Annotated in this window: 20 protein-coding genes, 1 tRNA gene and 2 rRNA genes (1 of these 23 only partly in view); 5 read left to right on the top strand and 18 right to left on the bottom strand. The window is 57.8% G+C overall.

Annotated elements, in window-relative coordinates; translation table 11 throughout:
• Positions 1–31: 31 nt before the first annotated feature.
• Positions 32–1,252 carry an MFS transporter gene (locus HMPREF9451_RS00125; protein ID WP_009138265.1) on the bottom strand — a complete coding sequence of 407 codons (1,221 nt, stop codon included), beginning with the start codon at positions 1,250–1,252 and terminating at the stop codon, positions 32–34.
• A gap of 189 nt (positions 1,253–1,441) precedes the next feature.
• Between HMPREF9451_RS00125 and HMPREF9451_RS00120 the strand changes: the two genes are divergently transcribed.
• The gene (locus tag HMPREF9451_RS00120; RefSeq protein ID WP_009138264.1) at positions 1,442–2,500 is read left to right on the top strand and encodes an aldo-keto reductase family protein; all 1,059 of its coding nucleotides are present in this window, start codon (positions 1,442–1,444) and stop codon (positions 2,498–2,500) included.
• 96 nt (positions 2,501–2,596) lie between these two features.
• Entirely contained in the window at positions 2,597–3,484 is an 888-nt protein-coding gene (locus HMPREF9451_RS00115) for a trimeric intracellular cation channel family protein (RefSeq protein WP_009138263.1), read from the top strand.
• 35 nt (positions 3,485–3,519) lie between these two features.
• Here the strand turns inward: HMPREF9451_RS00115 and HMPREF9451_RS00110 are convergent, their stop codons facing one another.
• The 13 genes from HMPREF9451_RS00110 to serS form a co-directional block, all read right to left on the bottom strand.
• Positions 3,520–4,125 carry an HD family phosphohydrolase gene (locus tag HMPREF9451_RS00110; RefSeq protein ID WP_009138262.1) on the bottom strand — a complete coding sequence of 202 codons (606 nt, stop codon included), beginning with the start codon at positions 4,123–4,125 and terminating at the stop codon, positions 3,520–3,522.
• A gap of 54 nt (positions 4,126–4,179) precedes the next feature.
• Positions 4,180–5,124, bottom strand: a complete 945-nt coding sequence (locus HMPREF9451_RS00105; protein WP_040625885.1) for a putative manganese transporter — start codon at positions 5,122–5,124, stop codon at positions 4,180–4,182.
• A 153-nt stretch (positions 5,125–5,277) separates the two neighbouring features.
• Positions 5,278–6,246 carry a ribosome small subunit-dependent GTPase A gene (gene rsgA / locus HMPREF9451_RS00100; RefSeq protein WP_009138260.1) on the bottom strand — a complete coding sequence of 323 codons (969 nt, stop codon included), beginning with the start codon at positions 6,244–6,246 and terminating at the stop codon, positions 5,278–5,280.
• Positions 6,246–7,010 (bottom strand): hypothetical protein, encoded by a 765-nt coding sequence (locus HMPREF9451_RS00095; RefSeq protein WP_009138259.1) that lies wholly within the window; start codon positions 7,008–7,010, stop codon positions 6,246–6,248. Before HMPREF9451_RS00095 ends, rsgA begins: the two co-directional genes overlap by 1 nt.
• On the bottom strand, positions 7,000–8,523 hold the full coding sequence (locus tag HMPREF9451_RS00090) for a TrkH family potassium uptake protein (protein ID WP_009138258.1): 1,524 nt from the start codon (positions 8,521–8,523) through the stop codon (positions 7,000–7,002). The genes HMPREF9451_RS00095 and HMPREF9451_RS00090 overlap by 11 nt, the downstream gene beginning before the upstream one ends.
• A 280-nt stretch (positions 8,524–8,803) precedes the next feature.
• Positions 8,804–9,661: an exodeoxyribonuclease III gene (locus HMPREF9451_RS00085; protein ID WP_009138257.1), complete on the bottom strand. Its 858-nt coding sequence runs from the start codon at positions 9,659–9,661 to the stop codon at positions 8,804–8,806.
• An 89-nt stretch (positions 9,662–9,750) separates the two neighbouring features.
• Positions 9,751–10,593: a TVP38/TMEM64 family protein gene (locus HMPREF9451_RS00080; protein ID WP_009138256.1), complete on the bottom strand. Its 843-nt coding sequence runs from the start codon at positions 10,591–10,593 to the stop codon at positions 9,751–9,753.
• Between the two features lie 39 nt (positions 10,594–10,632).
• Entirely contained in the window at positions 10,633–11,691 is a 1,059-nt protein-coding gene (locus HMPREF9451_RS00075) for a PRC-barrel domain-containing protein (protein WP_009138255.1), read from the bottom strand.
• A gap of 72 nt (positions 11,692–11,763) precedes the next feature.
• Positions 11,764–12,468, bottom strand: a complete 705-nt coding sequence (locus tag HMPREF9451_RS00070; RefSeq protein WP_009138254.1) for a YtxH domain-containing protein — start codon at positions 12,466–12,468, stop codon at positions 11,764–11,766.
• A 53-nt stretch (positions 12,469–12,521) separates the two neighbouring features.
• Entirely contained in the window at positions 12,522–13,031 is a 510-nt protein-coding gene (locus HMPREF9451_RS00065; RefSeq protein WP_009138253.1) for a cyanophycin synthetase family protein, read from the bottom strand.
• Positions 13,031–14,350, bottom strand: coding sequence for a hypothetical protein (locus HMPREF9451_RS09295; RefSeq protein ID WP_051000942.1), 1,320 nt, complete (start codon positions 14,348–14,350; stop codon positions 13,031–13,033). The genes HMPREF9451_RS00065 and HMPREF9451_RS09295 overlap by 1 nt, the downstream gene beginning before the upstream one ends.
• A 51-nt stretch (positions 14,351–14,401) precedes the next feature.
• Positions 14,402–15,340 carry a hypothetical protein gene (locus HMPREF9451_RS00055; protein WP_009138251.1) on the bottom strand — a complete coding sequence of 313 codons (939 nt, stop codon included), beginning with the start codon at positions 15,338–15,340 and terminating at the stop codon, positions 14,402–14,404.
• 152 nt (positions 15,341–15,492) lie between these two features.
• The gene (serS, locus tag HMPREF9451_RS00050; RefSeq protein ID WP_009138250.1) at positions 15,493–16,785 is read right to left on the bottom strand and encodes a serine--tRNA ligase; all 1,293 of its coding nucleotides are present in this window, start codon (positions 16,783–16,785) and stop codon (positions 15,493–15,495) included.
• A 325-nt stretch (positions 16,786–17,110) separates the two neighbouring features.
• Here serS and HMPREF9451_RS00045 point away from each other — a divergent pair, with 325 nt between their 5' ends.
• Positions 17,111–17,302, top strand: coding sequence for a DUF6724 family protein (locus tag HMPREF9451_RS00045; RefSeq protein WP_009138249.1), 192 nt, complete (start codon positions 17,111–17,113; stop codon positions 17,300–17,302).
• 225 nt (positions 17,303–17,527) lie between these two features.
• Here HMPREF9451_RS00045 and HMPREF9451_RS00040 read toward each other — a convergent pair whose 3' ends face one another.
• On the bottom strand, positions 17,528–18,412 hold the full coding sequence (locus HMPREF9451_RS00040) for a PfkB family carbohydrate kinase (protein WP_009138248.1): 885 nt from the start codon (positions 18,410–18,412) through the stop codon (positions 17,528–17,530).
• A gap of 316 nt (positions 18,413–18,728) precedes the next feature.
• Between HMPREF9451_RS00040 and HMPREF9451_RS00035 the strand changes: the two genes are divergently transcribed.
• Together HMPREF9451_RS00035 and HMPREF9451_RS00025 are read left to right on the top strand one after the other, a co-directional pair.
• Positions 18,729–18,815, top strand: a tRNA-Leu gene (locus HMPREF9451_RS00035).
• 524 nt (positions 18,816–19,339) lie between these two features.
• Positions 19,340–20,662 carry a homoserine dehydrogenase gene (locus HMPREF9451_RS00025; RefSeq protein WP_009138247.1) on the top strand — a complete coding sequence of 441 codons (1,323 nt, stop codon included), beginning with the start codon at positions 19,340–19,342 and terminating at the stop codon, positions 20,660–20,662.
• A gap of 162 nt (positions 20,663–20,824) precedes the next feature.
• Here HMPREF9451_RS00025 and HMPREF9451_RS00020 read toward each other — a convergent pair whose 3' ends face one another.
• The 3 genes from HMPREF9451_RS00020 to HMPREF9451_RS00010 form a co-directional block, all read right to left on the bottom strand.
• The gene (locus HMPREF9451_RS00020; protein ID WP_009138246.1) at positions 20,825–21,058 is read right to left on the bottom strand and encodes a DUF1653 domain-containing protein; all 234 of its coding nucleotides are present in this window, start codon (positions 21,056–21,058) and stop codon (positions 20,825–20,827) included.
• A gap of 243 nt (positions 21,059–21,301) precedes the next feature.
• Positions 21,302–21,416, bottom strand: a 5S ribosomal RNA gene (gene rrf / locus HMPREF9451_RS00015).
• 113 nt (positions 21,417–21,529) lie between these two features.
• Positions 21,530–23,917: ribosomal RNA gene (locus tag HMPREF9451_RS00010) — 23S ribosomal RNA — on the bottom strand; it runs 587 nt beyond the window's last position.

Here is a 23,917-nt window from a genome sequence, read left to right as displayed (position 1 = left end):
ACACGTCAAGAGCACGTTATACGAAATAACGCTACGAATGCTCGGGCACCTTGCGCAGAAGAACGAAACCGACAATGAACAAAATCACGAGGGAGAAAACCCCGAAGTTCGCTTCGCCGGTGAGCTGCGTTATGACGCTGACCAGAAGCGTCCCCATGACCGCAGCGTACTTCCCGAAGATATCGAAAAAGCCAAAGTACTCATTGGCGTGCTCCTTCGGAACAAGCTTGCCGAATTCAGAACGCGAAAGAGCCTGGATGCCACCCTGGAACAGCCCCACCATGATGGCGAGAATCCAGAATTCAACCTCGCTCTTCAGGAAGAACGCACCGAAAAGCGTAATGCACATGTACGCGAACACACCCACGAGCAGCATCCTCTTGGTTCCTACGCGCGCCCCCAATCGCCCGTATGCGATGGCCGAGGGAAACGCCACGAACTGCGTGACCAGCAAAGCAAGAACCAGCTGCGTCGAATCGAGCCCCAAATCGGTGCCGTAGCTCGTGGAAAGCTTGATGATCGTGTGGACGCCGTCGATGTAGAAGAAATACGCAAGCATGAAATAACGCAGCGACTTCGTGCGCCATATGCGCTTCAACGTTACCAGCAGGCCTTTGAATGCATCCTTTATCACGTGCTCGGAGCGCGCCTTGAAATGCGTCTGGTGTACGTTCTTGAACACCGGCACGGTGAACGCCGCCCACCAGAGCGCCGTAATCACGAAGGCAATCTTCATTCCCGTAGCGCTATCGATGCCTATAGCGCCTCCTCCCAGCACGATAACCAGACATGCGATGAAAGGAATGCAGCTGCCAATGTAGCCCCACGCGTAGCCTTGGCTCGAGATTTCATCGTAGCGTTCGTCGGTTGTTGCATCCACCAACAAAGCGTCATAGAAAACCATGGAGGAATTCAGCATGATCGACGCAACGACGTAAATAACCAGAAACGGGAACGCATCGGTCGTCAGACCCAGTGCACAGCAGGCAAGAGCGCCTGTGCCAACCGTGCCGACAAGGAACTTCTTCTTCATGTGGCGCAAGTCCGCAAGACTACCCAGCACGGGCATGGTCGAGGCAATGACGAGCGCGGCAATGGTTTCCGCATAGCCCCAGGCGACAACCACGCTTCCTGTGGCGATAGAGCTGAAATAAACAGGAATGAGAGCCGTCGAAAGAAGCACGAACGCCGAATTGCCCACATCGTATGCAATCCAGCTTTTCTCCTGCTTCGTCAGTTTTCCAACGGCCATGCTTTTCATCCCTTCGTTGATATGGTGAAAGCGTTTCGCGGTACGCAACGCCTGGGCAATTGTATATCATGTGCCTCGAAGCAAAACGCGCCCGACTGCCCTCCAGCGTCAAATCATTGCAAAAATCAAACGCTCATGGCAACCGAACGCAGCATCCCTTAGCCTGCGGGCTCGAAAAAGGAGGAAGCTATGCCAGCCATTATGACGCATGATTTCTTCGGCAAGGAAGTCTACGCCGTTCACGCGAAAGCCATCGGTGCCTCGGCGGACGAACGCGACGCTTTTCTTTTAGGCAATCAAGGGCCAGACCCGCTGTTCTACCTCGTTCTCACCATGAGGATGAAGCCGTTTTTCCGGCTTGGCGGGAAAATGCACCACGAAAATCCAACGAAGCTTCTCTTCGCTCTCAAAGAAAGCCTCGGCGTTCTTGAAGATGACGAAGTCTCCATTGGGCGCGCCTATGCGGCAGGGTTTTTGAGCCACTACACGCTCGACAGCTCGATGCATCCCCTTGTGTACAGTCAGCAATTTGCTATCTGCGATGCGGGCATCGTCGGACTTGACCGCAGCGACGGCAACGAAGTCCATGCGGAAATAGAGCGAGAATTCGACGAAATGGTGCTTTTCACAAAGCTCGGCCGCACCATCGCGTCGTACAAGCCCTACGAAGAAGCGCTTCGCGCAAGCGATAGGGTTCTCGCCATCATCGGAAAGATGTACGCGTATTTCTGCATGGTCGCACTCCATGAGTTCGTCCCCGTCGATATGTTCCCCGCAGCCGTGAAGAATTTCCGCACCATCCAGAAGCTCTTCTACTCCCCGAAGTCAAGGAAGCAGGGCATCGCAAACACCGTGGAAACCCGCGTGCTTCGCCGCAACCACTCGTTCTTCAAGTCCATGGCGCACAGGGACAACCCTATCGTGAAAAGCGATTTCGACAACCGCCTCTGCAGGCAATGGGTCAATCCCTTTACGGGCGAGGTATCCTCGAAAAGCTTCTGGAATATCTTCGACGAAGCTAAAGAAAAAGCGGGCAGAAACATCGCCTTGTTCCTTTCTGACGAGTTCAGCCCCGAGGATGCGCGCGCGATCACAGGCGGTCTTGACTTCAGCGGAGAACCCGTCGAAGATGCGAGGAATGCGCACGACGACCCCTCGAAAGAAGTCGCCTACACCCGCTCGCTTGCAACCGAGGACGGCGCAGCTCAGCTTGTTGCGCACGCACTCGAGGAAAACGAGTCCCTGTAAAACCACGAACCCGAAAAAGACGGCTTTCTTCGCCCGGGTGCCGAAAGCCGTAACGCACCGACGACCACCCCGCACAGAAACCGGAGCTGCCGCATCATGCTCGAAAGCGTTCTTGCCATACCGTTTTGGATCGAATTCGCCGGCACGATCACCGGCGGCCTTGCGGGCGCCATAGCGGGCGTCAACGCTCGCTATGATGTTTTTGGCACGACCACGCTCGCATGCGTCACAGGTCTCGGCGGAGGCATCATGCGCGATGTCTTGCTTCAGGATTTCGGCATATACGCATTTCAGCACCCCATTCTGCTTATAGCATGTGCCGTCACCGGCGTGCTCGTCTTCTATTTTCACAAGCTTGCTGACGCATTCGATTGGTTCATGGACTTCCTGGACAACCTCTCCGTAGGACTGTGGGCCGTCGTTTCCGTAGGAAAAGCCCTGTCTGCAGGACTCGACACCATACCTTCCATCATCCTCGGAACAATTACCGCCGTCGGCGGCGGTATCATCCGGGATATCCTCATGGCGCAACGCCCTACGGCGTTTCAAGCAGGAACCCTCTACGGCACCGCATCGCTTATAGGGTCTGCCGCGTTCGCCCTCATGAAACAAAACGACGTACTGGGAGACTACGCAGCGATCACCTGCGTCATGCTCATCTTCATCCTGCGTTACGCCTCGGAATTCTTCGGGTGGCATACGCATCCTGCCCAGGATTACAGCGACCGCGTTATCGAACCGGTGAAAAAGGTTGCCCACGTTGCCGCGAAACCCGTCAAAAAGGCGGTGAAAAACGCTGTTGAAAAGCGCATCGTCACCACGCCTCCCCCGCCGCAGGTGCCGCATCATGAAAAGGCCGCCCACCGCGAGCGTCTTCGCGCTGAGGCCCAGGCCCGCATGGCCGCAAGCATAGCGACCTCGGGCGCATCGAAACAAGAAAATACCGAAACATCGCCTAACGAAAGCAAAGAGCGCCCGAAATGACCGGGCGCTCTTTGCTTCTCTAGGCTCGAAGCGTGTTACGATTCGACGGGCACGAAGGTGTCCTTGTCGGGCGCAAAGCTCTGCATGGCCTTAATGGTGCGGTCGAAAAGCTCGTCGAGCTCCCAGCCGAGCATCTCCGCGCCCGAGCGAATCACGTCGCGATTCACGCCGGCCGCGAAGCGCTTGTCCTTGAACTTCTTCTTGAGCGACTTCACCTCGAAGTCCATGACGCTTTTCGAGGGCCTCATGATGACCGCCGCGCCGATCAGACCCGTCAGCTCCTCTGTGGCGAACAGAATCTTTTCCATCTGAAGCTCCGGGCGGGGAAGCTCAGGGTTGAAATCTGACGTGTGGCTTTGGATGGCACGAATAAGCTCAGGCGTACCGCCGGCCCCCTCAATCAACGGAGCGGCATAAAGCGTATGCTTCTCGGGCTCGTCATCGTGCTCTTCCCAGTCAAGATCGTGCAAAAGACCGACGATACCCCAGAATTCCTCATTTTCGGAATCGAACTCCCGTGCGAAATAACGCATGGTCTGCTCGACCGTTTCCCCATGCTCGATATGAAACGGATCCTTGTTATGGTCCGTCAGAAGCGCAAACGCCTCTTCTCGCGTCACTCCTGCCTCAAGCTTCGTCATACACGCCTCCTGTTTTCGCGATTGCAGCTTGTCCGCCTTCCATTGTAGTCCTGGCTACAACACAACGCCCAGCAGAGTAAGAACGCCGCCAACCGCCATGCCCACCAGCAAAAGCAGCGCCAGGATGGCAAGATTGCCCTTTAGAGGACGATTCGTTCTGAACAGTACCAGCAGACCGACGCCCGCGCTCACCAACAGACCTCCGATCATCGCGCCCGCGCCAAGCGTGCCGTCAAGATAAAGCTCTGTTATGGCGACCGATGCGGCACAGTTCGGAATGAGGCCGACAAGAGAAGCGGCCACGACGGAAAGACCGGGGTTGCCCTCCATGAACGCAGCGATGGCCTCTTCGCCCACCGAGTCCATCACCACTTCAAGGGCCAGTGTGACTAAGAAGATGAAAAGCGTCACCTGCGCGGTGTGCTTGAGGGCGCTTTTGACGATCGAGCCGCCTTCGTGATCGTGATCGTGCTCTTTGTCGTGCTCGAAATCATACGCCAACTCGGGATTGTTCCCACACGCTTTGCAGTCCCCGTTGCAATGGCAGTTGTCCCGTTCGCATAACTCGTGAATGCGCAGATGCTCCTTGTCGCGACGCATCGCATGCAAGACGGCATCGATAGCGAATCCAACGACCATGCCGACAACGACCTTGATAGCGAGCACTTTGACGATAAGCGCCATCGGGGCTTGTTCAGCAATAAGGATGGGAAGCATCTCGTCGCTCGTGGAAAGAAACACCGCGAACAGCGTACCCAGGGACACGACGCGCGCGGCATACAGTGTCGACGCCGCGGCCGAGAAACCGCACTGCGGAACCACTCCCAACAACGCGCCGATCGCAGGCCCCGCATGGCCCGCCTTGCGCACAGCCGCCTCGCTTGCGACACCCGCATGATGCTCAAGAGCCTCCATGGCAAGGTATGTGACGAAAAGGAAGGGAACGAGCTTCAGCGTATCGACAAACGCATGCTCAAGGGCATGCATCATTATTTCCATAATTCAAACCAGTCCTTCTATAGCATCGACGAACAGTCATCCAGGAGCCGCCGTTCACCTTCGCGAAGCTCTCAAGAATGCGATTCTACATACCATAGCGCTAACGTCCTCTGCGGGCAGAAGGACGAAAATAAATAATATCGAAAGAGAAAATCACCCTCGCCACCTTCGAGGATGCCCGGTGCGAGATTTTATGCGGCGAGCTTCCTCGGCTCGCTTGCGAGCGGTCTGCACCTCGTCACGCAGGCGAAGGTAGCTTTCGAAGCGCTCCTGGGCAAGACTTCCCTCCTCCACGGCCGCACGTACCGCGCACCCCGGCTCGGCCCCATGACGGCAGTCCGAGAAACGGCAGGATTCGGCAAGTTCTTCGATATCGGAAAATGCAGCGTCAATTCCTACATTGGAATCCCACAGCGCAAGGCCCCTCACCCCCGGCATATCGACGACGCAGCCGCCGCCGGGGATTCTCACCATTTCACGAGAAACCGTCGTATGTCGGCCTTTCCCGTCGCCTTCTCGCACGGATCCCGTCGCCTGAACTTCGACACCGACCAGCAGATTCACAAGACTCGATTTACCAACGCCGCTTTTGCCCAGAAGCACGCCAATGCAGCCGGAGGGCACGCACGAACGAACCTCTTCGACGCTTTCGGGATCTTCCGAAGAAACAACTAGCACGCGCGTGCCCTGAGCAACCCGCTCCACCAGGGTTTGCACCCTACGCACTTCTTCGGAACTTTCCGCCTGGTCTGCCTTCGTGAGAAGAACGATTACTTCAGCGCCGCTCTCATGAGCGAGCACCAATTCCCGCTCAAGCCTTCGCACGTTTAGCCCGGAGCACGGCTCCGCAACGAACACCTTGTCGAAATTCGCAGCAAGAACCTGCGGCTCCATACGCTCGGTGGGATCTTTGCGCACGAAAGCATTCCGGCGGGGAAGAACACGCTCGATGATTCCTTTGTCATGCCCTTCGGGGACAGAAATCTCCACGCGATCGCCGCACGCCGCGCGCACGTCGGCGGTCTTGACGAGGGACGTCGCATGTTCGCAACGGTATTGCAGACCGCCCTCAAGCTCAACAAGAGGGTATCCACGATCGAGTTTTACCACTATACCCTGCATTATCGAGCCCTTTCTCGTGCGTAGAAAAACAATGCCATCAGGAACAAGCCCATGACCACGGCGATAGCTCCCGGTGCGAAATCGCGCGCGACAAAACGATCGGGATGCGCAAAGCCCGCCTCTTCGACTGTGACGGCCGCTGCGTGAATATCGCTTTCCCCCTCATGCTCCTCGCACGCAAGGTTGTAGACGCCCTGGACACGCAACCGCGATCCGGTCTTTCCGTAGACGCCGAACATATCTATCTTCTGGACATCGGAATTCGCCATCACAACCGACACCGACGAGCCGGAATCTCCGTCTTGCAGCGTGACCCAGGAAAACCCTTCTTCTCCCCCCGTAAGGCGTATGGCCTCTCCGACGGCTTCGCCCCTCACCTGGACGGTCTGCTTGTCGTAATATGAATCAGCGCCGACAAGGTCGGCGATGGCGGCATCGTAGAGGAACGAATTGTCGGAAACCTGTCCGTCGTTGATGGTGTTTCCCTCCGCGTTCAGCGCCGAAGGCTCCTGCGCTTCATCGGCCTCCGTCGATGCGTCTTGCTCTTGGGAAGTCTGCTGCGCCTGGGTATCGGGCGGCGCGCCCCATGCGGCGTTCGAAGGCACAACGCTGATGCAAAGCGCAAGGACAGCGCAGCACATGGCACCAAGCGAGCAACGCACAACGCGGTTCAAGACGCAAGTTCCCCATGCTCCGCAGCACAACCGAACGCGGCCCTTTCCCGCATGCAAAAAACCGAGCCCACAACGAGCCTTATCGAGCACGGCGCAACCTCCTTCTGGGCCTAAACGATGCGACGATGGAAACGATCAGGGCGATGAGCGTGATGAACTCGAGACGTCCTGCCCACATGTCGAAGATATAGAGAAGCTTCAGCATGTCCGGCATGCCCGGCTGAATGATGCCGCTCGACATACCGATGTTGGAAACCATGGAGACAGACTCGAACAATGCCGGCGCAGCATCGTATCCGTACATGACCGTAGCGATCGTGCTAATCAGGAACATTACGCCGTACAGCATGAACACCGCAAGATTGGCTCGCACAAGGTCGCTGTTCAAAGGACGACGACCGACATGGTAATACGTGACAACCTGACGCGCCGAAGCAGGGGCAAGCAAATCTTTGATATAAGCGACCAGCTCTTTAACGAGGATGCCGACACGAAGAACCTTGATGCCGCCCGTGGTGCTTCCCGCAGAACCGCCGACCGCCATGCAGAATACGATGATCAGCAGCGCGCCGCTCGAAACAACCGTGGTCATCTGATTGACGCTAATGGTCTGAAAACCCGTCGAAGAAAACGCCGCGATAACAGTAAACACCGCGCGGCTGAGAAGCACAGGAAGGCTGTCGTAGATATTGGCGGTGCATAGCGTCGCGACGAACGCGGCAACGATGACCGAAAGCCAGATCGCAAGGGTCCTAATCTCAATGTCCCTGAAGAAATGCTCCAGGCGGCCTTTCCATATCTCGCTGTGGAGCGTGAAATTGATCGAGCCCATCAGGATGAGAACCATCACGACGACCTCGATCAAGCCGCTATGGTAATACAGGATTCCCGTGCTCATGGCGGCCATTCCTCCTGTATTGAAAGAAGCCACCGCAAGCCACAAGCCATTGAAAAACGCACGAAGAGGTTCCATGCCCACGAACAGGCACAACCCCGTCAGGATGACCGTCCCCAGCACGATGAACGCTGCCGAAAAACGAACGATGAACCGCGTCGTCTGCATGATGTTGGGAATAACGTGCTCGCTGCGCCCCTCGGACGAATACAAAGACGAATCAACGGCGCGCCCGAACAACCCCAAAGACAGCGCGATAACGACAACACCTTGGCCGCCGATGCATTGCATGGTGAAACGCCAGGTATTGTCCGCCACGGACATGTGGTCAAGGTCCTGCGCAAGCGAAGCTCCCGTCGTCGTCCACGAGCTCATCCCCTCGAACACCGCATCGAGATACGAGCCGTAATGCCCCGAAAGAGCCATGGGGATGGCCGCCAGAAGAGCAAGCACGAGCCATGCGAAGCCGGTTACCGCAAGCGCCTGTTTGGGAGAAAGCTTTCCGGGAGTCACCAGGCACATGCGCAGCAAGGACCCCACGACCAGCGCAAGGCCTATCCCCAGCAGATAGCGAGACGCCGGGTTCCATTCGCCAAGCACCAGCGCAACACCGAAGGGAACGCATTGGGCAACAGCGAGGAAAAGAACCAATACCCCCAGGTAGTGCGCTATGACCCGAAAATCATACAGCGAGAATTTCTGCCACATAGCCCTACCCTATCAAGGCCTTCATCACAACGACGACAAAACCGAGCCACATGAGGAAGAGCACGCTTGCGGCAAGGACGGACAGCACCGCGACGAGCGGCGTCCTCAACGACCGAATCCTTTCCCTGGTGTTTAAGCGCGGCGACACCGCCCCATCCTTTCGAATCAAGCCTTCGCGAGTTCAAGGCTCTTTGCGAAATCGCACGCTCCATACGTCCCTCAGGCAGCGTGCGGAGTCTTTTCGCCCTTCAATCCATCGGCTCGATGGATAATCCAGTGATTATACGTCAAGTTCGACAGAGACGGGGCAGTGGTCGCTTCCCATAATGTCAGCGTGCATGCGCGCGTCGTGAATAGCATCGCGCAGCGATTCGCTCACGAGGAAATAGTCGATGCGCCATCCCGCATTGTTCTTGCGAGCGTTGAAACGATAGCTCCACCACGAATACGCCCCCGCCTCATCAGGGTGCAAGACACGAAACGTATCCACGAATCCAGCATCGAGCAAGCGCGTGAATTTCTCTCGCTCTTCGTCCGAGAAACCGGCATTTCCTCTATTGGGGCCGGGATTCTTCAGGTCTATCTCCTGATGAGCAACATTGAAATCACCGCACATCACCACAGGCTTCGCGGAGGTACGCTCGCCTTCTTGCGTGAGGGGAAGCTCCGAAATGGATACGTGCCCCTCGCCCTCTGCGCAATCCTGCACCGCAACGCCTGCAGGAATCGCACCCTTCTCGAGGTTCTTGCAGAAATCCCTGAACGCATCATCCCACGCCATGCGATGGTCTATGCGGGCAAGCTCGTTTTGCGCATTGGGGGTATATACGTCCACGAACCAGTAATCGTCGAATTCGAGCGCCACGATGCGGCCTTCGTCGTCAAGCGCGGAATCGCCGAGCCCATGCAGGGCCCGAAGGGGTTTTTGCCGACAGAATACCGCCGTGCCCGAATACCCCTTTCGCTCGGCGTAGCTCCAAAACTGAAAATACCCCGGCAACGACAGGTCGATCTGCCCTTCTTGAAGCTTCGTTTCCTGCAAGGCGATGATGTCGGCGTCGAGCGCGGCGACGGACTCTTCGAACCCCTTCTTCACCGCAGCGCGTAATCCGTTTACATTCCAAGAGACAAAACGCATGGCGCCCCTTTCCTCCCTCCAGCAAAAAGGCCCGACGATTCGTTCGTCGAGCCGGAATCGATTTCGTTCAGATTATCAGGTATCGGACGTTATTTCTTCTTGGCGAAAGCATGCATGATCTTCTCATGAAACACGATAGCAAGCGCAGCGATGCCCGCCGCCACCAGAAAGAGAAGAACGCTTCGCATGATATCGCCCTCCATGAGGCCGTCTGCGGCAAGCGTCGACATCAAGATGCCGGGAATACGGCCGACGGTCGAAAGGACAAGAAAGTTTCTCATGCTCATATCCGTCAGAGGCACCAGGTAGGTAAAGACGTCTTTGGGAAGCCCCGGAATGAGAAACAGCACGAAAACCATTACATCAAGCTTGTCGGTCCCCTCGAAATCTTCCAGCTTTCCCATCCACTTCTCGGGAATCATGGCACGCACGAACGGCGCGCCGAGCTTATGGACGATAAAAAAGACAAACGCGCTCGAAATGACGCACCCTACAAGCACCACCGCGGCACCGCCCCATGGGCCATACATCATGCCCGCGGCGACCTGCACTACCTCGCCAGGAATAAAGGCAACCACGACCTGCAAAAACTGCATGCCCAAAAGGATCAGAACGCCTCCTGGTCCTGCGTTGCGAACGTCCTGGACAACCCGCTCCACACCGCCTGGCTCAGTAAGCTCCAGGATAAGCGGGGCAATGGCCACGCATACCACGGCCATCAAAACGAAAAACGCAATCAAGCCGCCGAATTTGAAAAGGTCGGCCTTGGTGAGACGCGCAAGCGCAGGACGGTCGGACACGGGCTTTTCGAGCCTTTCTTCAAGTTCCCCGAAACGCTCTTCCTGCCGTTCTACGAAGCTTTCCTTTCGCTCTTCGATTCTCTCCATTTTTAAGCGGATAGAACCCGTCATTCCTGGTCGTTTTTCGCCCATGAACACCAATCCTCTGACCTTCGCTGCTCCTCGAAGGTCCTAATCGTCATATCGTGCCTTGTTGTATTCCTCTTTGAATGCGGCAAACATGCCCGAAACGGAAGAACCCTTCGACGTCTGCGCTGGCTTTTTCTTCGCCTTCGGCTGCTCGTCGTCTTCGTCGAAAACATCGTCGACCTGCGCGTCTTGAGCATCGAGCTCGGAACCGTCGACGTCGCAATCAACGGAAGCGTCCCTTTTCTCGTCTTCCCGGGAATCATCGGCCTCGCTCGAAGCGAGCTCTCGGGGCTCCTCCCCGAAACGGGCCTTTTCGTATTCTTCCTTGAAGGATGCGAACATCCCCTTGCTTGCGGCAACCTGCTGGCCGACGGCATAGGCTCCTTCGTTTATGGCCTCGCCCGCCGCATGCGTCACCTCTTGGACCTTCGGCTTGGCTTTTTCGGCGGCTTCGTGCATGCGAGCGCGCGCCTTTGCGGTGAATTCGCCGGCAGATTCTGCCCAGCCGCCTTCGGGGGAAAGCTCCCATACATCGTCCGAAACAACGATCGCACCCTTGAACTGTTCCTGCTCTCCCGCCTCGCGGCTATCTTCTTTCACGACAAGATCGACGCCCATGCCCCGCTTGAAGCCCTTGATGTAGTCGGCAGGAACCTCGAGCGTTCCCAGCAGATATTTCGCCGTGGTGCCGTTCGAGGCCTCCACGCTCTCAATCTCGCCGCTGCGCAGCGAAAACGAGATATTGCCAACGCAGCCGATAGCCGTTCCGTCAGTCGTCATCAGGGGCATGCCCTCCCAGATGACGCAACGGTCCCAGTCTATGCCCATGCGACGGCAGGCTGCGGGGCCCGTCATGTCGCCTTCGTCTTTCACGACAATACGGCCGTCAATCAAATCGAAACCGTCAAGGGCGACGAATAGGTCTTTGCGATGAAACATCCACAACAAGTCGGGACGCTTCACCATGAAACCGACGCAGCGCTTTTCGCTCGGATGAAACACGCATGATTTCACCTTCCCTATGCGCTTCGTGCGACGCTTTCCGCCGAACACGCGCATTTTGCACATATCGCGACTGGTTACCATTTTCTTACGAGCCATAGCCTTATCCCTCACGAAAAGGGAGGCCGACGCAAGCCGGCCTCCTCCCTGCATTATGCGAAAACGCGCAAACTACTGCTGTTCCTTATTCACCTCGGACTGAGCCTCGGGGGCCGAAGCCGCAGGCTGAACGGGTTCTGCCTCGTACATGACAGACGGAGCTTCGGAAACGGGCGCCTGCTCGACGGGCGAAGCGGCCTGGGCGTCGGAAGAAGAGCGCGCAGCGGCCGATCCGGCAAGAACGGCGGCGGCGCTTGCCACTTTTTCCTGAGCGGCATCGACGACTTCATTCACCTTCTGCGCCGCAACGGGAACCTTTTCCACGACAACCGCATGGGCGGCTTCGGCGTTCTTCGCAACTTGCGCCGCGATGCGCTCGCGCGCTGCGTCTATCTTGGCGCGAAGCTCGTCGTTCTTGTCGGAAAACGCCGGCTTTACGGCATCTGCCGTCTTCTGAGCCTTCTGGGCAGCGCCCTGTACATGATGAGCCGCCGTCTCGTAGACCTGCCTGCCCTTTTGCGTTACGTCGGTATAAGCCGCCTGCGTTCCCGCCACCGCATAGTCGTATGCTTTCTGACCCTGGACAACGGCGTCTTCATACAAAGCCTGACCGCGCTCAACGGCCTGATCGCCAACCGTTTTCGCCTGGCCGAACACCGTAGAGGCTTTTTCGGCAACCAAAGCCCTCGTCTCAACGCCCTTTCGCGGAGCGCACAAAAGCGCAACGCCGGCGCCTACTAATCCGCCTACCACGAATGCGCTGAACTTGTTACCCATTGCAGCCTCCTATCTCGCAGCACGCCACGATGACACGCCGCGTCTACCGTTCTTCAGCCATTATATGGGATACGAAAACAACCAGCGCTTTCGTTGCCGTTACGTTTCTCTGTTTTCAAGGGAGCTTCACCGACGCAAAAGCGCGCTTCCTCGCGCTCGGCGAGCAGATAGTCGACAAACAGCACCGCCGCGCGCAGGGAGGCAAGCGCCACCAAATCGTCTTCGTAGCTTATTTCGACCCGTGCGAGCAGCTTGGCCCTGTTCGCCCACGAGGTCTTCCCGACAAAGAGGCTCTTCGCGCCCGATGATACGCGGGCCTGCCCCTCGATTGCCATGTGCTCCACAAGATGAGCCACCGAAGTGCGTGACGCAACAGTGCCGAATGTCTCCCCCCGATCGTTCACGCAAGCGTGATCAAGTAGATGGGGATAGCGGCAAAGAGCCTTGTCAATCATGTCTTCGGATGTAAGGACGCACGCTTCGTCGGCAATTCGGATATCTGCGACAATCCTATCCGGCCGCACCGTAACGTGCTCCACCCATACGCGGCTGCTCCCGGACACTACGAAGCCTGACCTTGATCGGTGGCAGGGCTCGAATCTTGCGCAGCAGCATCGGCGGGCTCCCCGTCAGATACGCCCTCTTCTTGGACGGGTTGATCCGCAGACGCATCGGTCTCGCCCGAGGCGCCGCTCTGGTCGGCCGAGCCAGAAAGAGACTCCGTGGTTATTCGCTCCGATTCGTCGACGATGCGAGGCTCGGCTTCTGCGTTGTCTGAAATCTTAACGAGAGAAAGCGTCGTCTGGTCGTCACCCTCTCCTTCTTTGATGATGAGCACGCGCCTGTCGTCAGAAAAGCTGTACGACCCCGTGCCGCTCAAATCGGTAAACGAGAAGTCGATGGTCTTCGCCCACGTATCAAGCGTGTATTCGTAATCGAGCAGCTCGAGCATCCGAATGGAATCCGAATCTATAACCACCGTCGAGGAGCCGTCGATCACCTGCCATTCCCCTTGTATATCAGCCGCATCGTCGTATCGCAGATACGTATTCCAGAACAAGACGCCGCTGCCTACAAGCACCGCAACAACGAAAACGGCTGCAGACCACGCGAGAATTCGGCGCCTCCTCGCCCGAAGCGCGGCCTTCAAACGAGCCCCCTTGGCCCTTTCCTCTTCGGGAGAATAGTCCGACACCTTCTGCTCTGCGGCGGGTCTCACGCGTCTAAGATCTTCCCCTTTCGAGGAAGAGGCCTTCTTTTTCGCCCTGTTCCGAATGGAAGAAAGTATGCCGACCTTGGAAGCCTTCTCCCCGTCTTTCGCCGGGCTCGAATCGGAAAGCCGACCTTCCTCCTTAGACGAAAGCAACGTTGCCGCCTTTTTCGCTTTGGATAATTCGCCGGAGCTGCTGCTTTTCTTCCGAAGAGGTCCCTTCTGAACAGGTTCGTCGCCGAAGTCGCCCAAATCGAACGAATCGGCCGGGCCCGATTCTATGTCAGGGGCAGAAAACGCCCCGGCCTGTTCGAAGCGAGCCAGCGCGGTCTTTTCCTGTGATGCTATCGTAGCAAGCTCTTCGGAAGCCTTCGCAACCCCGGGAACCACCAGAGCGCCATCATGCGAAGCTCCTTGCGAAGAGGGCAACATACCTTCGCTCGAAGAAGCGGTTTTGGGGCGGTCTTCGCTGCTCGAAGACTCGCTTTCCCCCTCGCGATAATTCTGTGACACATCGGCCTTCAAAGAATCGGAGGAAGGCTCTGTGAAAGGGTCGGAAACCGCAGACGGATGCGCCGATGCGGACGCCGAGGCTCCGAGGGCGCTTTCTGCAACGCGTCTTGTCGCTATTTTCTTTCCTTTTACCGAAGGGCGCTTTCCGGGCGTCGACATAAATCCCATCACCTATTCCCGCGCCGCCATCGCCACTGCGATACACCAACGCTATCCATACCAGGCCATTCCAAGAAGCGATGTCATATTTTCAGACGACAGCTGCCATGCACCGTCTACGCGCTCCACCACGATAAGCGTATCGTTGGTTCTTGGCTCGAGGCCGTCAAAAGACTCGAGCAGCGTCTTTCTGAGGTACTCCTTGTACGATTCCTCATCGGCGAAATCCTGATTGCTGCGCGCCACGGCCGCCGCGAAAACCTCAGCCTGGTCAGAGAAGCTCCTCGACGTGACAGAAACTTCGACCCAGGCCTTATCTCCGTAGGCATCGACGCTCACGACCTCCGCTCCAAGATCGTTGCACAGCTTTTCCGCCAGCTCATCGGCCGTTATTCCCAGGTCCGAAAATCCGTAGGATACGCTTTCGTCGACCCCTTCGTCATAGTCTTCCATAAAGGCCTGCACGTAGAACGTGAGCTCGGAGTTTTCGTTTTTCGAAAGAGCCTCGAACTGACCGGTCACTAATTCGTTCACCTCGCGGGCATCCGCCGTCGCATTCGCATCGAGAACCACGGCGGAATTTCGTTCGGAGTCAGCCTCGGTGGCGCGGTCGCTCGAGCGGGATTCATCGGCATCCGTTTGAGGAGCCATGAAAAAAGCGGCGACGGCAACAATGAGGGCGAGGCAAAATACGCCGGCGGCAACGACGAGGGCACGTCGGTCGGAGACAAGGCTTCGCCCGCGACCACCCGCAGATTTCTCAGCTCTGCGACGGCGGCCAAACGCCTCACTGCGCCCATCGGCGACACCGGCGGCTTCCCCCTCTTCAGGCGCTCGGCCGCACGGCTCTTGAACAAAACCGCGATCATCGTCGGAATCGAGCGCGTCGCAAGGACGCTCCCCGTGCGCTTGAGCCAACTGCACGCTCGGCGCAGGAGGAGGGGGAGCAGCCTGGGATGAAACGGCCTTTTGATCGAAGTCGTTTTCCACTATAGCCTCTCTTCGTCTCCACATGCGCCAATCGCAGCGCGCTCCGTACAATCTCGTCTATCTCGAGCATAGCCCAAAACGAAGATGGACGCCGTGCAGACGCCCATCGAATGCATACATCCCGCAAGTGCGGCACGGCAAGGCTCGAGCAACTATGCCTCGGGAACGATGTACTCCATACCCCCCATATAGGGAACAAGGACGGAAGGAACCTTGATGGTGCCGTCAGGCTGCTGGTAGTTTTCGATAATGGCAGCCATAGTACGCCCGGCGGGAAGACCAGAGCCGTTCAGCGTGTGGACATAGCGGGTTCCCTTGAAATTCGCCGGGTCGCGATACTTGATATTGGCACGACGAGCCTGGAAATCGCCGCAGTTCGAGCAGCTGGAAATTTCCTTGTAGTCGTTGTAACTCGGCAGCCAAACTTCAATATCATACGTCTGACGTGCGGAAAAGCCCAGGTCGCCCGTGCACAGGCTGATAACGCGATATGGAAGCTCAAGCTGCTGAAGCAGGTATTCGGCCTCGGCGGTCATGCTCTCGAGCTCTTCGTCGGAATCCTCCGGAGCGGCGAACTTGACCATTTCAACCTTGTCGAACTGATGCTGGCGAATAATACCGCGCGTATCGCGGCCCGCAGAGCCCGCCTCTTCGCGGAAGCACGGGGTGAATGCGGTATAGCGCTTCGGCAAAGCGGCTGCATCGAGAACCTCGTCGGCATGCAGGTTCGTCAGCGTGACCTCGGCCGTGGGAATGAGGAACTGGTCTTCGCCAACGTGATACGCATCATCTTCGAACTTAGGCAGCTGGCCCGTGCCGAACATGGTCTGGCGCTTCACAACCACAGGAGGCCACCATTCTTTGAAGCCGCGGCTCACGTGCGTGTCGATAAAGTAGTTGATCAAAGCGCGCTCAAGACGGGCTCCCGCGCCGCCAAGAACCGTGAAGCGGCTGCCGGAAAGCTTGTTGCCGCGATCGAAATCGAGAATATCCAGATCGGTGCCCAGGTCCCAATGAGCCTTGGGCTCGAAGCCCTCCGCCGCGAAGTCGCGAGGAGTGCCCCAACGACGGCGCTCGGGATTTTCGGTCTCGTCCTTGCCGACGGGCGTGGCATCGCAAGGAAGGTTCGGGCTTCCCACCAGGATGTCGTTCATCTCTGCATCGATGGCCTCACGCTCGGCGCTTGCCTTCTCGAGCTTTTCGTTGATCTGGCGAACTTCCTCTTTGGCAGCTTCCGCCGCTTCCTTTTCGCCCTTGCCCATCAAAGCGCCGATTTCCTTCGAGGCTTTATTGCGCTGGGCCTGGAGGGCTTCCTCCTCGGCGATGGCCGCACGACGCTTTTCATCCAATTCTGAGAACTTCGCAGCGTCCCACGGGAAATTGCGGTTTGCCATCGCCTGGGCGACAGCCTCTTGATTCTCGCGAACATAGCGAATGTCAAGCATGTCTTGCTCCTTACCAAGGCCGAAGAGCGACCGAAGCGCCCACCCCGCGCGGCCCAAGGCCAACGCGGCAGTTCTTGCGAGTCGCTGCACGTAATCAAATACCGAATCAGTATAGCGTAACGGGCAGGATACAGGGCGTTTTCCCGTCGGCGCATCATGCGCGCTTCACCGACCCACCACAGGAAAGACTTTTTCGCTTGTCAAGGTTTCCCAGGCTCTATAAAATGCCGAAAGATAGTCATTTTCGAACGTTTGTCGTTCTTGCCGCCGGCGCATTCGCCCATTACGCTGCGTATGCGCGGCACCCCTCACGGAAAGAGACCCCATGGATTTCGCATCGCTTTACCACTTCCTCTTCGAAACCTTCGAGGGCATCGGCCTTCTTGTCCTCATCGGTCTTACGATCTCTGTTCTTGCCTGCGTCATCATGGAGTGGAAGACCCGCCGTACCTTCAAAGACCGCGGCCCGGTGGAAGAGGACGATGACGATTTCACATTCTTTGACGACGAAGACTAGCGTTTTTTCTTTTCGAACAGCTCCTTCGTCCTCCAAACAAGTCAGCCGCCTTCGAGCAGCCCTCTCACTTGCCGGACACCGGCCGAAGCGATGGTCAACGAAGGTGCCTAGACCCGCAAAGCAATCGCTGCATATTTCGTAAAAAGGCCGTGTCGCACACGAAGCGACACGGCCTTTGTTTCGATCGGGGCGCTGGACGGTCCCCATCTTGCCTCGCGGCGAATACTACGCGAGCAAAGCAGACACACGTCCCAGCAAGGGCTCGAAACTAACGCCCCTATCCTTGAATGCCGGCTGCTGTGCCGAGACAAGCATGGCGTCATGGGTCAAATCGCCCGCGAAACGCACCGCTTCGGCCATGGTGCGTCCAGCCATGACGGCAGCGAGCAAAGCGCTGCAATACAAATCGCCCGTTCCGTGCAGCATATAGGGCACGAATTCGTTCGAGGCCTCGAACATCTCGAAATCGCGACCGGCGACAAAATTGCGAATGAGGCCGTCGCCTCGCTGAATGCCTTTCAGAATGACGTTTTTCGCGCCCTTTTCCAAAAGGGCGTCCACCAAGCGTTTCGCTTCGTCATCGGAAATATTCACGCCGCCCCATGCGTCCCCGATAGGCTCGCCAAGGATAATGGCCGCCTCGGTAAGGTTCGGGGTGAGGATGTCGGCGTCAGCCGCCAAGTCGGCCATGGCCTGGCACAATTCCGGCGTATAGGTCGGATACACCTTGCCGTGATCCGCCATGACGGGATCAACCACGCGAAGCGCATTCGGATACGTCTCGTAAATACCACGGATGATATCGACCTGCTCGGGAGCTCCCAAAAAGCCCGAGTAGACAGCATCTATCTCAACGTCGATCCCCTTCCAGGCATTGAGGTAATCGGGGAGTATCTCCGTCGTGTCGTGCATGTACCACCCAGGAAACGCCGTATGGCTCGAGAACAAGCCCGTAGGAACCGGGCATACGTCGCATCCCGCAGCCGAAAGAACGGGGATGGCTACGCCGAGCGAGCACTTCCCGTAGCCGCACAGATCATGTACCGCAGCAACGCGCGGGATATAAGCCCCTTCGCGCGTGTAAAGCTTAACCTCAGTTGCCTGGCCCATAATTTCTCCTGTCTCTTTTCTCTTAGAGCAAATCTGCCAGCGTATCCGCGCATGATACACCCATCGCAAGCTATCGCCTTGTTGAAGTTGTGTAACGAATCCATGAACGTTCGAGCAAAGCGGTAAAGCGCCACACAGCGCCCAAAAGCCCCCCTAGCACAAGCCCAACGCAATTCGTGAACCAAAGAGAAACGAAAAGCGGAGCAAAGGAGGCACGGTATTCATTTTTTCGAAAAAAAGGTCTTGCTCATGTACGAAGAATCATGTAGTATTTCTTCTCGTTTTCGGAGTAAACGAAAACAGGCTGTTAAGCCACGCGGGTGTGGCGGAATTGGCAGACGCGTACGGTTCAGGTCCGTATGGGGGCAACCCCGTGAAGGTTCAAGTCCTTTCACCCGCACCATACGAATGTAAACCCGGCATATGCCGGGTTTTTTGTTTCCAGCATTCAATCGCCCAGTCAAGGAACTTCGCGCAGACATTGTTGCGGCGAACGTTGTCCCAAAATTTAGATATCGCGGCGCAAACGCTTGCGCTCACAAGCTGCATACACCACGTTAAACACGGTAAATGCAATTTGCGCCGGTAATGCAATTTGAGTCCCTCCCCACGCAAAGATGGACAGCAATCCACATGCCGCCATGATTCCATGAACAAGCGCACGAACCCCTTCCCTCTTCGCAATCTGCGCGAAGAGGGACGCTCCATGCATGCCGAAATCAAAAAGACCACCGAAAGCAGCACAAACCAAGCCGACGCATCCATCAAACAGAAGAATATCGTCAGGCTCGGGCTCTTCGCAAGAATAGAAGCCCGCACGCGATCTCGCCGTTCGTCTTGGTGCAACAATTCTGTACAATCAACCCCATCGGAACGAAGGCGCATTCCAGCATAGCGCCGCCACGCATACCAGAGATGGGAGTTCGCATGCGAAGCGTAAACATAGGACTTATCGGCCTTGGAACCGTCGGCGGAGGCGTAGCACGCCTCATCAGCACCCATCACGACAAATATCTTGAACACTATGGCATCGACCTGAACCTCAAGCGCGCATGCAGCCGCGATGACGCAGAAGCGAAGCGCCTTGGCCTTGCAGAAGGCGTTTTCACGTTCGACTGGAAAGACGTAGTCGAAGACCCCGAAATCGACATCGTCGTGGAACTCATCGGCGGAGACCATCCCGCAACGGAAATCTTCGAAGAAGCGTTCAAGAACGGCAAGCACGTCGTTTCCGCCAACAAGGCTCTTTTAGGACGCCACGTCGAGCATCTCGCGTCTCTCGCGGCCCAGAACGGCGTGCAGATTCGCTGCGAGGCGGCGGCGGCAGGCGGCATTCCCGTCGTTCATGCGCTTGAGCACGACCTTGTAGGCAACGAGATTCTCACCATCGCCGGCATCATGAATGGCACCACGAACTACATCCTCTCCCGCATGCAGCACGAAGGCCTGTCTTTCGACGAAGTACTTTCTGCAGCACAAGCAGCCGGCTACGCGGAGGCAGACCCGACGGCAGACGTCGACGGCTTCGACGCCGCATCGAAGATTGCCATCCTCTCCTCTATCGGCTTCCAAACGCGCGTCACTACCGATGACGTCTACATGCAGGGCATCCGCAACGTATCTGCGGTCGATATCAAAATGGCCCAGGAATTCGGATACACCATCAAACTTCTTGCCATCGCCCGCAACACGCCCGAAGGCATCGACGTGCGCGTGCATCCCACTATGATTCCTAACACCCACCAGCTAGCAAGCGTCGACGGCGCAATGAACGCAGTCTTCGTGGTGGGCGATGCCGTAGGCGAGACCATGTTCTACGGTGCAGGCGCGGGATCGTTCCCCACCGCAAGCGCTGTGGTCGGCGATATCATGGCGCTGGCCGACCCTATCGCTAAGGGAGGCGCCCCAATGCCCGAGCAGGAGCCCTTCGGCCACAATCTGGCCATACGTCCCATAGATGACCTGAAAACGCGCTATTACGTTCGCCTCACCGTCGAAGACAAGCTCGGAACCCTGGCATCCTGCACCAATGCATTCGCCGAATGCGGCATTTCCATTTCCCATATCAGCCAGACAGAAAGCGAAGACGGGGAAACCTGCACCCTCATCTACGTGACGCATGAAGCGATTGAAAGCGACATGCGCAAAGCCGAAGCAACCCTTGAAGCGCTCGATGGAATACGCGAAGTGTCCTCCATTATTCGCGTCGAGAATATCGATGCCTGGACCGAAGGCGTTTTCGACAACTAACAAACGAAACAAGCGCATATCACGCATCGCAATGGCGGACGTCTCCGATGACGTCCGCCATTTTACTGTCCAGTCGCAGCACCGCACGCCCCTTCTACCATCCGTCCACATCGGCAGAATTCAAGGCGGCCAATTACAGATCGTTCTTCAGATGGCTAGCAATCAGGCACGAATTCTCTCGAAGCGATACTCCTGCTCCGCGTCTGGATAAGTATTCTTGTCGACTTTTTCGCAAAACATCTCAAGAGGTCGAACCCAGAGCCCATAATCGCCGTATAAAGCACGGTACACAACGAATGGCTCTTCTGTTTCCGAATGGTGCGCCACGCCCAGAACTTCGTACTCATTGCCCTTGAAATGACGATAAATCCCCGGCTCTATCTCATGTCGCTTCATATATTTGCCTTTCGTCGCCTTGAGAATATGGCGCGTATTCAAACATGAAGACTACGGGGTGTCTAGAGATGGATGCATGCAATATGAAAAAGAAGCCGGGAAAACGAGGGCAGCGGCCGTGGAATGTATAGCCCCGCATAAAAAAGGAAAGGGGGCCGCGAGGCCCCCTGGAAGCGCGGAAGGGGCCCTGCGGCCCCTCCCCTGCGCGCGCCCTGCCCCCGATGGGGGCGGACGCGCCCTGCGCGAGCGCGGCGTCCCGTCCTCCCGCGGACTTGCTCCGCAGTACTTTGGGCGATGGCGGGCTTAGCTGCCGAGTTCGGGATGGGATCGGGCGATCCCCGCCTCCGTGGCCGCGCTCGCGCAGGGCGCCCCCTGCGCGTCCGGGACCCCACGGGCGCCCTGGCGGCCGCATAGCGTCGTTCGGGAGACGTTCCTCCTCTCGAGACCGCCCGCCCCGGGCATCCGGGGTCGGGAAGCAAGAGCTCGGGCTATTAGTACCGCTCGCCTGAACGCCTCGCGGCGCTTGCAGCTGCGGCCTATCGACCTCGTGGTCTACGAGGGCCCTTACCGGAGGGAGAACTCATCTCGGAGACGGCTTCCCGCTTAGATGCTTTCAGCGGTTATCCGTTCCGGGCGTGGCTAGCCGGCCGTGCCGTTGGTCGACAACCGGGACACCAGAGGCCCGTCCGCCCCGGTCCTCTCGTACTAGGGGTAGACCTCCTCAATTCTCCTGCGCCCACGGAGGATAGGGACCGAACTGTCTCACGACGTTCTGAACCCAGCTCGCGTACCGCTTTAAACGGCGAACAGCCGTACCCTTGGGACCGACTTCAGCCCCAGGATGCGATGAGCCGACATCGAGGTGCCAAACCTTGCCGTCGATGTGGACTCTTGGGCAAGATCAGCCTGTTATCCCCGGAGTACCTTTTATCCGTTGAGCGACGGCCATTCCACTCTGGGCCGCCGGATCACTAGAGCCGACTTTCGTCCCTGCTCGGCTTGTGGGCCTCGCAGTCAGGCTGGCTTGCACTCTTGCGCTCTGCGGGCGATTGCCGACCGCCCTGAGCCAACCTTGCGCGCGCCTCCGTTACTCTTTGGGAGGCGACCGCCCCAGTCAAACTACCCGCCTGGCACGGTCCCCCGCCCGGGTGCACGGGTCGGGGTTAGGCCGCCGACGCGCCGGGGGCAGTATTCCAAGGTCGCCTCCACGGGGGCTTGCGCCCCCGCTTCGCGGGCTCCTGCCTATCCTCTACGCGACGCGCCGTCGGCCAATGCCAAGCTGCAGTAAAGGTTCACGGGGTCTTTCCGTCCTTCCGCGGGTAATTCGCATCTTCACGAATAGTGCAATTTCGCCGGGTCCATGGTCGAGACAGCGCCCAAATCGTTACGCCGTTCGTGCAGGTCGGAACTTACCCGACAAGGAATTTCGCTACCTTAGGACCGTTATAGTTACGGCCGCCGTTTACCGGGGCTTAGGTTCGCCGCTTCGCCTTTCGGCTGACGGTTCCCCGTGACCTTCCGGCACCGGGCAGGCGTCAGACCCTATACGTCGCCTTGCGGCTTGGCAGAGTCCTGTGTTTTTGATAAACAGTCGCTTGGGCCGTTTCGCTGCGGCCCCCCGCCGCTCCGGAGGCTCGCTCCTTCACCGCGGGGGGCGCCCCTTCTCCCTAAGTTACGGGGCCATTATGCCGAGTTCCTTGACCATGGTTCACCCGATCGCCTCGGTATGTTCTACCCGCCCACCTGTGTCGGTTTTGGTACGGGCGCCGGGGCGCCTGCCTAGGGGTTTTTCTCGGAAGCGTGGGATCGCCGGCTTCGCTCGAAGCTTCGTCTCGCGTCTCGGGCCTGATGCGAGGCGGATTTGCCTGCCTCGCGCCCTACGCGCTTTCACGGGGACGTCCAGAACCCCGCCCGGCTACCCTTCTCCGTCGCCCCATCGGTCGTAAGCGCCGCCCCGGCGGTACGGGAATGTCCGCCCGTTGCGCATCGGCTACGCCTCCCGGCCTCGCCTTAGCTCCCGACTGACCCTGGGGGGATTAGCCTCGCCCAGGAAACCTTAGGCTTGCGGCGGCAGGGTTTCTCGCCCTGCTCTCGCTACTCATGCCTGCATCCTCACTTCCGCGCGGTCCACCGGGGGTCGCCCCTCCGGCTTCCGCCCTGCGCGGAAAGCTCCCCTACCATCGTAATGTATACGGTCCGCCGCTTCGGCGCCGTGCTTAGCCCCGTGAATTGTCGGCGCATGTCCACTCGACCAGTGAGCTGTTACGCACTCTTTAAATGCATGGCTGCTTCTAAGCCAACATCCTGGTTGTCTAGGCAAACGCACATCCTTTGCCACTCAGCACGGACTTGGGGGCCTTAGCGGGCGGTCTGGGCTGTTTCCCTCTCGAGCACACAGCTTAGCCCACATGCTCTGACTCCCGGGCTTTCGAATGGCGGCATTCGGAGTTTGGTCTGGGTCGGTAGGCGGTGAGGCCCCCTCGCCGGTCCAGTGCTCTACCTCCGCCATTTAACGCCCGAGGCTAGCCCTAAAGCTATTTCGGGGAGAACGAGATATCTCCGGGTTTGATTGGCCTTTCACCCCTATCCACGGGTCATCCCCTCCGTTTTCAACCGAAGTGGGTTCGGCCCTCCACGGGGTCTTACCCCCGCTTCAGCCTGCCCATGGATAGCTCACCCGGCTTCGCGTCCGCGGCGCGCGACTGAACGCCCTGTTCAGACTCGCTTTCGCTGCGGCTCGGTAGTCCTTAACCTCGCCGCGCGCCGCGACTCGCAGGCTCATTCTACAAAAGGCACGCCGTCACGGAACGCATTGTCCGCTCCGACTGCTTGTGGGCGCACGGTTTCAGGTACTGTTTC

The sequence above is a fragment of the Slackia piriformis YIT 12062 genome (genome assembly GCF_000296445.1).
Taxonomy (GTDB): domain Bacteria; phylum Actinomycetota; class Coriobacteriia; order Coriobacteriales; family Eggerthellaceae; genus Slackia; species Slackia piriformis.
Note: the sequence above shows the minus strand (reverse complement) of the source record. Positions and strands in the feature narration are given on the sequence as shown.